The 14,378-nt window shown below is 75.1% G+C and carries 7 protein-coding genes; 5 read left to right on the forward strand and 2 right to left on the reverse strand.

From position 1 onward, the window contains the following. Positions 1–94: 94 nt before the first annotated feature. Both IE265_RS32505 and IE265_RS32510 read right to left on the reverse strand, forming a co-directional pair. On the reverse strand, positions 95–1,333 hold the full coding sequence (locus tag IE265_RS32505) for a serine/threonine-protein kinase (RefSeq protein ID WP_190039347.1): 1,239 nt from the start codon (positions 1,331–1,333) through the stop codon (positions 95–97). Positions 1,334–1,691: 358 nt separating this feature from the next. Beyond that, positions 1,692–3,380: a serine/threonine-protein kinase gene (locus IE265_RS32510; protein WP_190039348.1), complete on the reverse strand. Its 1,689-nt coding sequence runs from the start codon at positions 3,378–3,380 to the stop codon at positions 1,692–1,694. Positions 3,381–3,817: 437 nt separating this feature from the next. Here IE265_RS32510 and IE265_RS32515 point away from each other — a divergent pair, with 437 nt between their 5' ends. The 5 genes from IE265_RS32515 (at position 3,818) to IE265_RS32535 (ending at position 14,336) form a co-directional block, all read left to right on the forward strand. After that, positions 3,818–7,582 (forward strand): FHA domain-containing protein, encoded by a 3,765-nt coding sequence (locus IE265_RS32515; RefSeq protein WP_190039349.1) that lies wholly within the window; start codon positions 3,818–3,820, stop codon positions 7,580–7,582. 670 nt (positions 7,583–8,252) lie between these two features. Further along, the gene (locus tag IE265_RS32520; protein WP_190039350.1) at positions 8,253–9,650 is read left to right on the forward strand and encodes an ABC transporter substrate-binding protein; all 1,398 of its coding nucleotides are present in this window, start codon (positions 8,253–8,255) and stop codon (positions 9,648–9,650) included. Positions 9,651–9,659: 9 nt separating this feature from the next. Continuing rightward, the gene (locus tag IE265_RS32525; RefSeq protein ID WP_190039351.1) at positions 9,660–11,012 is read left to right on the forward strand and encodes a carbohydrate ABC transporter permease; all 1,353 of its coding nucleotides are present in this window, start codon (positions 9,660–9,662) and stop codon (positions 11,010–11,012) included. A gap of 38 nt (positions 11,013–11,050) precedes the next feature. Beyond that, complete coding sequence (locus tag IE265_RS32530; RefSeq protein WP_229916785.1) at positions 11,051–11,923, forward strand: carbohydrate ABC transporter permease; 873 nt, start codon at positions 11,051–11,053, stop codon at positions 11,921–11,923. Between the two features lie 148 nt (positions 11,924–12,071). Beyond that, the gene (locus tag IE265_RS32535; RefSeq protein WP_190039353.1) at positions 12,072–14,336 is read left to right on the forward strand and encodes a bifunctional glycosyltransferase/CDP-glycerol:glycerophosphate glycerophosphotransferase; all 2,265 of its coding nucleotides are present in this window, start codon (positions 12,072–12,074) and stop codon (positions 14,334–14,336) included. Positions 14,337–14,378 lie beyond the last annotated feature (42 nt).

A 14,378-nucleotide genomic window follows, 5' to 3' on the forward strand; every position in this document is an offset into this window, starting at 1 on the left:
AGGAAGGGGCGCGGGGAACTGCGCGACCAGCCACACGCGGCCCGCAGCCGACACGCAAGGCGGACAGGCCCCCGGCCAACCCCAGGGGCGAGGGTCAGGGTGCGGCCGGGGCCGACGTCTCCGAGTCCCGCGGCGCAGCCCCCGCGTCGTCCCCCGCCACGGCGAACCAGGTCCCGACCCCCACGGCCGCCACCACGGCCACCGCGGCGGCGCCCAGCGTGATCCGGCGCCGCCGCGCCGACGCCCGGTGCCGCGCCGACCCGGGCCGCGGCGCCCCCGCGGCCCGCGGCGCCCGCGCGGTCCCCCGGGCGCCGCCCGCGAGCTCGTCCGGCCCGGGCACCCGCATCGACGTGTGCGTGTCCCGGTTCGAGTCCGGCGCGGCCCCCGGCACGAGCGGCACCGCCCCGCGCCGCACCCGCTCACGGGGAGCCTCGGGCTCGGCCGGCGCCTCCTCGTACCCGCCGTCCGCCTCCTCCCCGTCGGGCTCGTCCACGTCCAGCGGCGGCATCCCCGCGAGCAGCGGCAACTGCTCGCGCAACCGCCCGGCCAGCTCGGAGGCCCGCAACCGGGACGCCGGCGCCTTGGCCAGGCACTGCACGAGGAGCTGCCAGAGCTCCTCGGGGATGCCGGGCAGCGGGACCACGGTCTCGGTGACGTGCCGCCGCAGCACGGCCCCCGGATGCCCGCCGCCGAACGGCGTGAACCCGGCCAGGAGTTCGTACAGCACGGTGGCCAGCGCGTAGATGTCGACGGCGGCCCGCGGCGGCAGCCCCTCGATGATCTCCGGGGCCAGGTAGTCCGGCGTACCGATGATCTTCGTCGCCCGGGTCCGCCGGGGTGAGTCGATGAGCTTGGCGACCCCGAAGTCGGTGAGCAGCGCGGGGTGCGAGCCCCCGGGTCCCAGCGGGCCCTGCATGTCGAGCAGGACGTTCTCCGGCTTGACGTCCCGGTGCACGACGCCCGCCGCGTGCGCCGCGGCGAGTCCGTCGGCGACGTCGGCGGCGATGGCGACCGCCGCCTCGGGCGCGAGCCGCCGCTCCCGGTCGAGCCGGGTGCGCAGGTCCGTGCCGCGCACCAGGTCCATGACCAGGGCGAGGTCGTTCCCGTCGACCACCAGGTCCCGCACCGACACGACGTGCGGGTGGTCGAGGCCGAGCAGGGCCGTGCGCTCCTGCACGAAGCGCCCCACCAGCTCCTGGTCGGACGCGAGGTCCTCCCTCAGCAGCTTGACGGCGACGGGCCCCTCGGGACCCTCGCCCAGCCACACCGTGCCGGCGCTGCCCCGTCCCAGAATCTGGTTCGCGGTGTACCGGCTGCCGATCTTCCGTACCAAGACTGCTCCTACGGACGCGTTGTGCCGACCCAGCGCATTCCCGTGCCCGTGCGGCGCCCTTTCCCGAGCGGTTCCGCCACGGGCGGACCCCGGCCGGCAACCCCCGGGACCCCCCGATCGACAAAACTACGCGCCCGGGGCGCCAACCTTCACTTCGGAGGCGGAAATCACCCCCCGGGAGTCGACAAATCCCCAGAACCGCAGTGCGGTTCCGGGGACTTCACGGGGCAATCCCCTCAAACACCGGAACGGGCCCGGGCCGGGACCGGGCGCCTTCGCGCGGGCCGCCGCTCCTGGACCCGGCCGCTCCCGACCCGCCGCTCCGGGAGCGGCCGGGTCCCGGACCTACTGCCCGGAGCTACTGCCCGGACCCTCCGCCCAGCTCCCCGATCCATCCGGAGACCGTGTCGAACCAGTCCGAGAGCTGCGCCCAGTAGCCCTTGGTCGTGCCGATCCACTCCTGGAGCGGGCTCAGCTCCCAGATGAGCCAGCCGGCCACGATCAGGATGACGACCGTGAACAGGCAGCCCTTGAGGCAGCCGAGTCCGGGGATCTTCATCGGGTTGGCGCCGCGCTGCCTCGGCTGCCGGGGCTCGCGGGGCGGCCTGGGCGCGGGCTGCTGCGGTTGCTGGGGGGCGGGCGCGTACCGCTGGGGCTGCTGCTGGGGCGCGTACCCCTGCGGCTGCCGGCCCTGCTGCGGTCCGCCCTGCGGGTAGCCGTAACCGGGCTGGTTCTGGGGCGGGCGCTGCTGGGACCGCTGCCGCTGCGGCTGCTGGGGCTGCTGCGGCGGCTGCTGCTGCGGCCGTGCGACCTGGCGCTGCGGGCGCCTGCGCAGCGGGTCCTCGTTCGGGTCCAGGTACTGGACCTGCGTCTGCTCGTTGCGGTCCCGGGCCGCGCGGAGCTGGTTCTGCCACGGGTGCGGCTCGTCGGGCCCGGCCCCGGGCTGGTGCGGCGGCACCGGAGGCATCATCGCGGTCGGATCGGCCCCGCCGCGGTGCGGCAGCACGGCGGTGGGGTCGGCGGCGCCGGTGTGCGGCAGCACGCTGGTCGCGCCGTTCGGGTCGTACGAGCCCGCGCCCTGCGGCAGGACCTGCGTGAGGTCGGCCGCGCCGGGGGCGCCGGGCACGGCGGCGGGCGCCGGGTCCGGGGCGAGCAGTACGCCCACGCCCTCGGCCGCGTTGATCTGCGCCGAGTTCGCGTGCACGCCGATGCCAGCGGCGACCGTGCGCAGCCCGAGCGCGAGGTTCTCCGCGCTGGGCCGCTCCGCGGGGTTCTTGCGCAGGCAGCGCTCGATGACGGTCCACAGCGGATCGGGGACCGTGGAGGGCCGGCGGGGTTCGGCGCTGAGGTGCTGGTGCAGTACCTCCAGGGCCGAGCCGCCGCCGAACGGCGGACGGCCGGTGACCAGCTCGTACAGCATGATCCCGGCGCCGTAGATGTCGACGGCGGAGGTCTGCGGGCGGCCCTCGGCCGACTCGGGCGCCACGTACGCGGGCGTGCCGACGAACTCGTGGGTGCGCGTGAGGCCCGGGGAGTCGGCGAGGCGCGCGATGCCGAAGTCGGTGAGCATCGGGTGCATCTGACCGGCGTCCTGCTTGAGCAGGACGTTCGCGGGCTTGAGGTCGCGGTGCACGACGCCGTCGGCGTGACTGGCGGCGAGCGCGTCGGCGACCTGCGCGGTGAGCAGGGCGGCGGCGACCGGCGACAGGGGCCCGTTCTCGCGCAGATAGCGGTGCAGGTCGGGGCCGTCGATCAGGTCCATGACCAGGGCGAGGAGATCGCCCTCGACGACGAGGTCCCGCACCCGCACGATGTTCGGGTGGGTCAGGCGGAGCAGGACGGAGCGCTCCCGGAGGAACCGCATCACGATGTCCGCGTCGCTGGCGAGCTCCTCCTTGAGGACCTTGATCGCGACCGTCTCGCCGGGCTGGCCGGCCACGGCCGCCTCCGCGCCCGCGGTCTCGCGCTGGCGGGCCCGCCAGACGGTGCCCGTGGCGCCGCGCCCGAGTGGCTCCTCGAGCAGGTACTTGCTGCCTACCGGCCGCACGTCATGCGCTCCCTGCTGCTTGCTCGACTGATCCGTCCACCGTGCTACCGGTGGTTCCGACCCACTGTAGTGCCGCCGAACGCGGCACCGGGCTGTCGTCCCGCCACGGTTTCCGTCCACCCTGCCGCCCGTGCGGTACGGAGGAGGCGCCCGTGCCCTGTTCGACAAAAGACGCTCAGTTCGTGCGATTCGGTTGCCGGAGTTCTACGTGAGTGATCTCAACCGGGCATTGGTCAGGCACTTTTGCGGGCAGAGCCGACCAATCAAGATCACTTGCCGGTTGGGGGCGGGCGTGTTGTCGGTGACAGGTGCGAGGATGCCTGCAGTACTGGCCGACGTGCCCGTGCGCGGTGGGGGAGTCTGCGGTGGGGGACCGCGGCGCAGCCTCGTCGCGGGCGCCCTCGACAGACCCGCGAAGAAGGGACCGGCTGACGGCGATGCAGATCCGGCTGACCGTCGTAGACCCGCTGGGGACGCGCCCCGAGGGACGCCCCGCGTCCTGCGACGTGCTGGTGACGGCACCCGCCGGGACCGCGCTCGCGGTGGTGGCCTCCGGCCTCGCCTCGGCGGTCGGGGGCGAGGGTGCCGGGGTGCTGTACGCGGGGGCCGAGCGGCTCGACGCGCAGCGCTGCACGCTGGGTGAGCCTCCTCTCATCGACGGCGCGGTCCTCTCCCTCGGCTCCCCGGCGGAACCGGGCCCCGACGTCGACCCGGCGGCGGCCCAGCTCAGGGTGGTCGCGGGACCGGACGCGGGAGGCGTGCACCTGCTGCACGGCGGACGGATCGACATCGGCCGCTCCGCCGACGCGGACGTCCCGCTGGACGACCCCGACGTGTCCCGGCTGCACTGCGCGGTGACCGTCTCGGCGGACGGCCGCGTCTCGGTGGCCGACCTGGGCTCCACGAACGGCACGAGGCTGGACGGGACCCGTGTGGGCGAGCGCCCGGTGGCGTTCGCGCCGGGCGCCCTGCTGCGGATCGGGGAGTCGGCCCTGCGGCTGGCCCCCGCCGGGGAGCCCGACCCCGTCCGCGAGACCGCGCCGGACGGCGAGGGCCACGTCCGCGTGAGCGCCCGGGAGCCCGGACGCGGGCAGCCGGCCGGGGCGGACGCACGGCCGCAGTCCCCTGGCCGGGCGGGGCCGGCGACCGGGGCGGAGGCGGCGCGGGTGCCGCACGCGCGCGACGGCGGCTCCCGCTTCCTGGCGGTGCCGCCCGCCTCCGAGACCCACCACGGGTACGGGACGGCGGACTGGGGCGCCGCCGACGGCGGGAGCGGGGCGGCCCAGGGCCACGGCCCCGCGGGACCGCACACGGTCCCCGGGCAGGGCGGGACGCCGCCGATCGAGACCGTCCGGGACGGCGGGGCCGGCCAGGGTGCCGAGGGCGCCCAGGGACTCAGGGACGCCCGGGGCCTCCAGGACGACGGGAACGACGGGAACGACGGGAACGACGGGAACGGCAGGAACGGCAGGAACGGCAGGAACGACGAGAACGACAAGAACGGGGACGCGTACGGGACGGCCGGTGGGGACGCGTTCGCTCGGGAGCCCCGCGAGGACACCGCCGCGCCGGGGACGTCCGTGCCGCCGCGCGCGGTCCGCAGACGCGGCGGGCTCTCCGCGTGGGCCAGGCGGCTCGCGGGCGGCCGGGACGACGGGACGGCCCAGGACGGCGGGGCCCATGACGGGTACGCGGCGCCGGCGGCCGGGCCGTTCGCCCAGGGCGCCCCGGGCCCGGAGCGGTGGCCCGATCCGGCCGCCCTGCTGCTGGCCGCGCTCGGCCCGGGCCCGCGGCTCTGGGAGCGGGGCCCAGGACACCCGGAGACGCTCACGGTGCGGCTGGGCACGGCGGACCGCGGCGCGCCCGACGGTTCGGGTCTGCTGCCCGCGGTCCCGGTCACCGCGGACCTGCGGGAGGTCGGGGCCCTGGGGCTCGCGGGACCGCGCGGCAGGCTGTCGGGGCTCGCCCGCGCGGTGGTGGCCCAGCTCGCCGCACTGCACTCCCCCGACGCCCTGGAAGTCACCCTCATCAGCACGGACCGCTCGCGTTCCGTCGAGGAGCGCACGGCCGAGTGGTCCTGGCTCGGCTGGCTCCCTCATCTGCGTCCCACCCACGGCCAGGACTGCCGCCTCCTCCTCGCCTTCGACCGCGAGCAGGCCACGGCGCGGACGGAGGAGCTGCTGCGGCGGCTGGAGGACCACGCGGCGGAGACGGACCGCGCCGGCGCCGCGCGGGCGCCGAGGGCGGCCCCCGGCGGCTCGCCGGACGACAGCGGCGCCTTCGCGTCCGCGGGCCGTACCGGCCGCGAGGGCACGCCCGAGGCCCCCTGGCGGGGAGCCGACCGCCCGGACGGCAGCACCGGCCGGACGGCGCGCGACGGCCGCCCGCCCGCCGACGGGGGCCCACCGGAGACCGGGGGCGGCTCCCGCACCCACCCGCCCGCCCGCGACACCCAGGCCACGCACCTCGGGCTGCCCCTCGGCGGCGCCCGTCCCGCCCGGCAGACGGGACTGCCGGACCGGACGGACGCCCCGACCGCGCGCGACCGGGACAGGCGGCCCTCCTGGGCGCGTTCCGACGACGCGGCGGACAGCATGTGGCCCGGCCCCCACACGGTCGTCGTCGTGGACGGCGACCCGGGGTCCGCCGGAGTGCGGGAGGCCATATCGCGGCTCGCCGCCGAGGGCCCCCGGGCGGGCGTCCACGTCGTCTGCCTCGCCGAGACCCCGGCCGCGTCGCCCGCCTCGCCCGTGGCCCACACCTACGAGGCGGCCTGCGCGGCCTCGCCCCCGTTCCGCGCCTGCGGGGCCGTCGCCCTGCTCAGCGGTGACGTGGCGACGGCGCTGCGGCTGCTGCGCGTGGCGCCCGGCGCGCCCGGGCAGGGGCCCGCCGGCGGCCCCGTCGGGCACGGCACGGTCGCCTCGGTGGACGCAGTGTCGATGGCCTGGGCCGAGCGCTTCGCGCGTGCGCTGGCCCCGCTGCGTACGGACGGCGCGGGGGGCGAGCGGCACCCGCGGGTCTCCGCGCCGCTGCCGCAGGCCGCCCGGCTGCTGGACGAGCTGGGCCTGGCGCGGGCCACCCCGGCGTCGCTGATGGCGCGCTGGGCGGACGCGGCCGACGACTCGGAGGCGCTCGGCGGCCGGGCCACGGCCGTGCTCGGCGCCGGACCGCGCGGCCCGGTCTGCGTGGACCTGGCGCAGGAGGGGCCGCACCTGCTGATCGAGGGCCCCCCGGGCAGCGGCCGTACGGAACTGCTGCGTTCCGTCGCCGCCTCGCTCGCCGCGGCGGAGCGGCCCGACCGGCTCGGCATCGTGCTGGTCGACGGCCGGGACGGCACCGGCGGCCCGGTCGCCGGCGGGCGCGGGGAAGGGCTCCAGGTGTGTACGGACCTGCCCCACGTCACCACGCATCTCGGCGCCAACGACCCCGTGCTGATGCGGGAGTTCGCCCAGTCGCTGGCCGCCGAGCTGAAGCGGCGGGCCGAGCTGCTCGGCCGCCTCGACTTCGCCGAGTGGCACGCCCGGCAGGAGGTGCCGGGCCGCGTCGTCGCCCAGCGCCCCGCGAGCGGCCCGGGCAGCTCGTCGCCGAGGGGCCCGGGTGCCGCCGGCGCCGAGGACCTGGACACACCGTCCAGCTCCACCCTGCGGCTGCGTCCGCCCGCGGCGCGTCCGCGCCCCGAGTCGGGCCCCGTGCTGCCCCGGCTCGTCGTGGTCGTCGACGACCTCGACGCGCTGCTGGCGCCCGCGCTGGGCTCCCCGGGGCGGCCCGCGGCCGGCTCCGTCGTACGGGCTCTGGAGGCCGTGGCGCGTGAGGGCGGGCGGCTCGGCGTGCACCTGGTCGCCTCGACCGGCGGCGGCACGCGCACGGACGGCACGGAACTGGCGCGGCGGACCGCGCTGCGGGTGGTGCTGGAAGCTCCTGCCGCGGGCCCCGAGGAGCCCGCGCCGGGCCGGGGCAGGCTGACCGGACCGGCCGGGCGGCCGACCCCCCTCCAGGGGGGCCGCGTCACGGGCCGCATCCCGCGCACGGCCACGCTGCGCCCGACGGTCGTCCCCCTGGAATGGGCCCGGATGGGCGACCCGCCGGCGCGCAGACCGGTCCGCGAACTGGGCAACGGGCCGACGGACCTGGCACTCCTCGCCAGCGCCCTGGAGCGCGCCGCCCGGTCCGTGTCGGCCTCGGAGGTCCCCTCGCTCCTGTGACACCCGGGTCCCGCCGGGTGCGCCCGCTCGCACCACGCCCCCGGGGACCCGGGCGGACCGGTGCGGACTCCCGGGCGGACCGGTGCGGACTCCCGGGTCGACGCCGGGCGCCCGGGGCTTTCGAGCGCCCGCCCCGCGGACCTCGGCGCCGGAAAGCCGTCCCCGGCGCGCCCGGAAGGCCTCCGGGCCGCCCCGCTGCCCCTGATCGCCCCTTCCCGGGCCTGCGCACGGCTTGGACGCCCCGGGCCCCCGAGCCCACGCCCGCCCGCCCCGGGCCTCCGGGTGTCGCCCGTCCGCACCGCGTCCCAGAGGCCCGCCCGTTCGCCTCCCCGCCCCGGCCCGGCCCCGAGCCCACGCCCCTCGACTCCTGGGCCGAGGCCCCGCCCGTCCGTCCTCCGCCGCCCCTTGCCTGCCCCGGAGGGCCCGCTCTCCCCGCCCCCGGCCCGCCCGGCAGCCGCCCGCTCCGGCCTCCAACACGCTTGCCAGGAGCCGCACTTCGAGCCCTCGTGGGGAACGAGGGCTCGTGCCGTGTTCCCAACTCACCACGTCACGACGCGATTACGATCACGCCCTTGACAGCGCAGGCGCTCTTGCCGCCCCCGAGCGCACGGGCGTAGACCAAGAACGCACGGGACAACGCTCGAACGTTCGACGGAGAACGGGGCAAGTCATGCGCAGCACAGTTCGTACAGGCAGTTCGCTCGGCAGGAGCAGGGCCGCGAAGGCCGCGGCAGCCGTCGTCGCGGGGGCGATGGCACTCACGCTCACCGCGTGCGGCGGCGGCAACGACGACGAGGACTCCGACAAGGGCGGCGGGGGCGGGAAGACCGGCGACAGTTCGGCGGCGGTCCGCCTTCCCAAGCTGAACGGCGAGAAGCTCGAGGTGGCGGCGGTCTGGACCGGCCCCGAGCAGGACAACTTCACCAAGGTGCTGGAGGAGTTCGAGAAGCGCACGGGCGCGGAGGTCAGCTTCGTGCCGACCGGCAACAACACCTCCACCTTCCTGGGCACGAAGATCCAGGGCGGCAAGCCGCCGAACGTGGCCTTCCTGCCACAGGTCGGTGTGCTCCACCAGTTCGTCGACAAGGGCTGGGTCAAACCCCTCGGCGCGGAGGCACAGGCACAGCTCGACAAGAACTTCTCGGCGGGCTGGAAGGACCTGGGCGCCTACAAGGACAAGCAGTACGGCGTCTACGCCAAGGCGGCCAACAAGTCGCTGGTCTGGTACAACACGGCGGCCTTCGAGGCGGCGGGCATCACCGACGAGCCCGCGTCCTGGGACGACTTCCTCCAGACCGCCCAGACGCTGTCCGACGCCGGCTCGCCCGCGGTGTCCATCGCCGGGCAGGACGGCTGGACCCTCACCGACTGGTTCGAGAACATCTACCTCTCTCAGGCGGGCCCCGAGAAGTACGACCAGTTGGCGCGGCACGAGGTCAAGTGGACGGATCCCAGCGTCAAGGAGGCACTGACCACGCTCGCCCAGCTGTGGGGCAAGGACGAACTGGTCGCGGGCGGCCGGGCCGGCGCGCTGCGCACCGAGTTCCCCAAGTCGGTGACCAACACCTTCTCCGGTGACACCCCGGCCGCCATGGTCTATGAGGGCGACTTCGTCACGGCGAACATCAACGCCGACACGAAGGCGAAGGTCGGTACGGACGCCAAGGTGTTCCCGTTCCCGGCGGTCGGCGACGACCCGCCCGTGGTGAGCGGCGGCGACGTGGCCGTGGTCCTGAAGGACGGCAAGGCCTCGCAGGCCCTGATGACGTTCCTCGCGTCGACCGACGCGGCCGAGATCTGGGCGGCCCAGGGCGGCTTCATCTCCCCCAACAAGGAGATGGACCAGGCCGAGTACAAGGACGACGTGACGCGGGACATCGCCAAGGCGCTGCTCGCGGCGGGCGACGACTTCCGCTTCGACATGTCCGACCAGGCGCCGGCCGCGTTCGGCGGCACCCAGGGGCAGGGCGAGTGGAAGGCGCTGCAGGACTTCCTGAAGACACCGTCGGACGTCGAGGGCGCTCAGCAGCAGCTCGAAGCGGCCGCCGCCAAGGCGTACAAGGGCTGACGGCAGCCCATGTCGTCGCAGGTGGCTCCGGCGGGGGGAGCCGGTCGACCGGCTCCCCCCGCCGGACGGCGCAAGAGCGTGACGGGCACACGGCCGTGGGTGGCGGGACTGTTCCTGCTGCCCGCGCTGCTGCTGCTCGGCGCGCTCGTGGTCTACCCCATCGGGTACTCGGTCTGGCGCAGTCTGTACGACGCCGGCGGCTCGGGCTTCGTGGGCCTGGGCAACTACGGCGACATCTTCTCGGACGACGCCACGTTCACCGCGGTCAAGAACACCGCGATCTGGGTCGCGGTGGCCCCCGCCCTGGTGACGGGGCTCGGCCTGGTCTTCGCCGTGCTGACGGAACGGGTGCGCTGGTCCACGGCGTTCAAGCTCGTCATCTTCATGCCGATGGCGATCTCGATGCTCGCCGCGGGAATCATCTTCCGGCTCGTGTACGAGGCGGAGCCCGACCAGGGCGTCGCGAACGCCGTGGTGGTGGGGGTGCACGACACCTTCGCCGAGTCGTCGGTCTACCCCAAGGCGCGTCCGGCGGCGGACAGCGGCCTCAAGGCGTCCGGCGGAGGCTCCTTCACCACGAGCGGCGAGGTCCGGGCGGGCTCCCCCGCGCTGCTCCCGCTGGTCGGCATCGCGCCGAACAAGCTGCCCGGCGACCCCGCGGACGCCCGGTCTCCCGAAGCCTCGGACGACGGGGTGTCCGGCACGGTCTGGCTGGACTTCAAGCTGGGCGGCGGCGGCGAGAAGGGCGCCGTCGACGCGGGCGAGAAGGGCCTGGGCGGCGTCGAGGTCCAGGCGGTCAGGGACGGCGACGTCGTGGCGTCGGCGACCACCGGCGGCGACGGCCGGTTCACCCTGCCCGAATCGGCGGACGGGGCCCAACTACGGCTGCCCGCCTCCAACTTCGCGGCGCCCTACAACGGTGTCGACTGGCTCGGCCCGAGCCTGGTCACCCCGGCCGTGATCGGCGCGTACGCCTGGATGTGGGCCGGGTTCGCGATGGTGCTCATCGCGGCGGGCCTCGCCGGGGTGGACCGCAACCTCCTGGAGGCGGCCCGGGTGGACGGCGCCAACGAGTGGCAGGTGTTCCGCCGGGTCACCGTGCCGCTGCTCGCACCCGTCCTGGTCGTCGTGCTGATCACCCTGATGATCAACGTGATGAAGATCTTCGACCTGATCTACATCATCGCGCCGCAGCCCAGCCAGGACGAGGCCAACGTGCTGGCGCTGCAGCTGTACAACGCGTCCTTCGGCGGTGGCGGCGACCTCGGCCTCGGCAGCGCGATCGGCATCGTCCTGCTGCTGCTCGTCCTGCCGGTGATGCTCGTCAACATCCGCCGACTGCGAAGGGAGCGCCAACGGTGACCGCACCCTCCGTACCCCAGGAGACCCGTCCGAGGTCCGTGGAGGCGGCCGGTCCGCCGGCGCGGTCGCCGGCCGCCCGGCTGGCGGCCGGCGCGGCAGGCGGTGTGACGCGGGTCTTCCTGATCCTCGTCGCGCTGCTGTGGGTCACCCCGACGGTGGGGCTGCTCGCCTCCTCGTTCCGCGATCCGACCGACATCGCCGACTCCGGCTGGTGGACCGTCTTCAGCAAGCCGGCCCAGCTCACCACCGAGAGCTACTCGAAGCTGCTCGGCAACGAGGACATCACGGACTCGCTGCTCAACACGGTCTGGATCACCGTCCCGGCCACGGCGCTCGTCATCGTCATCGGGGCGATGGCCGGATACGCCTTCGCCTGGATGGACTTCAAGGGCCGCGACTGGTGGTTCCTGGCGGTGGTGGCACTGCTCGTGGTGCCCGTCCAGGTCGCCCTGATCCCCTTGTCGGACCTCTTCGGCGACCTGGGGATCTTCGGCAGCGTCATCGGGGTCGTCCTCTTCCACGTGGGCTTCGGCCTGCCGTTCGCGATCTTCCTGCTGCGCAACTTCTTCGCGGAGATCCCCCGCGAACTCCTGGAGGCGGCGCGGCTCGACGGGGCGAGCGAGGCCCGGCTGTTCACCACCGTGGTCCTGCCGCTCGGCGGGCCGGCCATCGCCTCGCTGGGCATCTTCCAGTTCCTGTGGGTGTGGAACGACATGCTGGTGGCGCTGGTGTTCTCCGACTCCGGTTCACGGCCGCTGACCGTGGCACTGACGGAGCAGACACGGCAGTTCTCGGGCAACATCGAGACGCTCGCGCCCGGCGCGTTCATCTCGATGGTCGTCCCACTGGCCGTCTTCTTCGCGTTCCAGCGGCAGTTCGTGTCCGGCGTCATGGCGGGCGCGGTGAAGTAGGGCTGTTCGTACAGGTGTTGGGGGCGGGCCTTCGCCGGTCCGCCCCCGCACATTCGCTCGATGTCCCCCACATGCAGCATCCGGCGTAACCAGGTCACCCCTTCGGCCGTTTCCGGGCAGTATGCCCGCGCCGACCCATGGATGTCCCTTGCCCCGGTTCAGTGTCATCGTCCCCGCGTACAACGTGCAGGCCCACCTGCACGAATGCCTGGCATCGGTCCTGGAACAGGGCGGCTGCGACCTTGAGTTGATCGTGGTCGACGACTGCTCGCCGGACGGTTGCGGCGACGTCGCCGACGGATTCGCGGCCCGCGATCCGCGCGTGCGGGTGGTGCGCCTGCCCGAGAACGCCGGCCCCGGCCCGGCCCGCGACGCGGGTGTGCGGCAGGCGACCGGCGACTACCTGCTCTTCCTGGACGGCGACGACACCCTCGCCCCGGACGCGCTGCGGTCGATCGGCGACCGCGTCGAGGAGACCGGCGAGCCGGACGTACTGGTCTACGACCACGCGCGCACACGGTGGTCCGGGGAAACGGTGCGCGACGAGCGGGCCCGCGGCCTCACCGAGGAGGGCACGGCGCCCTTCACGCTCGACGACCGCCCCGCGCTGCTCGACACGCCCGCGATCGTGTGGGACAAGGCGTACCGCCGGGAGTTCGTCGAGCGGCGGGACTTCACGTTCCCGTCCGGCATCTACGAGGGCGTCCCCTGGACGTACCCCGTCCTGATGGCGGCTGAGACCATCGCGACCCTCGACCGCGTCTGCGTCCACCACCGGTGGCGGCGTCGGGGCGGCCTCCTCGGCACCGCCGGCCATGCCCACTTCGACGTCCTCGCCCAGTACGACCGCGTCTTCGCCCACCTCGACGCGCACCCCGGCCTCGAACACTGGCGCCCGGTGGTGTTCGCGCGGATGGTCGACCATCTCGCGACCGTGTTCCTCGACCGCGACCGGTTGCCGCGCGGCTCGCGGGCGGTGTTCCTGCGCGCGGCCCGCGCCCACCACCTCCGCCACCGGGTGCCGGGCGCCCGGGCGCTGCCGCACGGCAGGCTGCGGGACGCACTCGTCCGGCTGGGCAGCGACCGCGCGTACCGCGTGCTGCGGGCGGTCACGCGCCTCGGCAGGCGGATCGCCTCCGTGGTCCGGACGGCGGGCCGCACCGTCCGGTCGGCCGCGCTCGGGCTGCACTACGCGGTGCAGCGCCTGCTGCCGGTGCGGGCGGACCTCGCGGTGTTCGCCAGTCACGGCGGCCGCGGTCACGGCTGCAACCCGGGGGCGCTGGAGACGGCGTTCCGGACCTACGCGCCCGGGATGCGCACGGTGTGGATCGCGGACCCGGAGTTCCACCACACGGTCCCGACGGCGACGCGCCGGGTGCGGCCGGGCACGGCCGCCCACTGGACGGCCCTCGCGCGCGCCAAGTACCTGGTGAGCAACGGCGCGTTCGACCGCGGCCTGGTGAAGCGGCGAGGGCAGGTGGTGGTCCAGACGCGGTACGGCACACCGCTCAAGCGGATGGGCCTGGACCTCCAGGAGCGCCCCGCGGCGGCACGGGGCACGGACTTCGCCGAGCTGCTGCGCGACGCCGACCGGTGGGACTACTGCCTGTCAGGCAACCGGCACTCGACGCTCGTGTGGGAGCGGGTCGTGCCGTCCGGCTACACGACGCTGGAGTACGGCCAGCCGCGCAACGACGTTTTCCAGCGGGCGACTTCGACGGACGTGGCCCGGCTGCGCGAGAGCCTCGGCATCCCCGAGGGCACGGTCGCCGTGCTGTACGCGCCCACGCACCGCGACTACCTGCGCGGCCAGCGGACCGCGCTGGACCTGGAGCGGGTGCTGCGCAGGCTCGGTCCGCGCTTCGTGCTGCTGACCCGGGCGCACCACACGTACGACGCACCGCTCGCCCGCAGTTCGGGCCGGCTGATCGACGTCTCGGACCACCCGAGCGTCGAGTCGCTGTGCCTCGCGTCGGACGCGCTGGTGACGGACTACTCGTCGCTGATGTTCGACTACGCCAACCTCGACCGGCCGATCGTCGTACACGCCGACGACTGGGAGGCCTACGAGGCGGCCCGCGGGACCTACTTCGACCTGCGCGCCTTCCCGCCCGGCGCGGTCGCCCGCAACGAGGACGAGCTGATCGACATCTTCGCCACCGGCCACTGGCGCGGCTCCCGCTCGGCGCAGCTCAGGGCGGCGTTCCGGGAGCGCTTCTGCCCGTACGACGACGGGCGGGCCGCCGAGCGGGTCGTGCGCCGTGTGGTGCTGGGCGAGACCGGGGGCCTGCCCGCGCCGGTGCCGCTCGCCGAACGCCATCCGGTGCCCTCGGCCGCGGACCGCTCGGCCGCGTCACCGCTCGCGACCGTCCCGGCACCCGGCGTTCCCGTTCCCGTCGTTGACAGGCTCTGAGCACTCCGGTCCCATCCACCGACACAGGAAGTCCACAGACCC

It is taken from the genome of Streptomyces fructofermentans, assembly GCF_014651055.1.
In the GTDB taxonomy this organism is placed as follows: domain Bacteria; phylum Actinomycetota; class Actinomycetes; order Streptomycetales; family Streptomycetaceae; genus Streptomyces; species Streptomyces fructofermentans.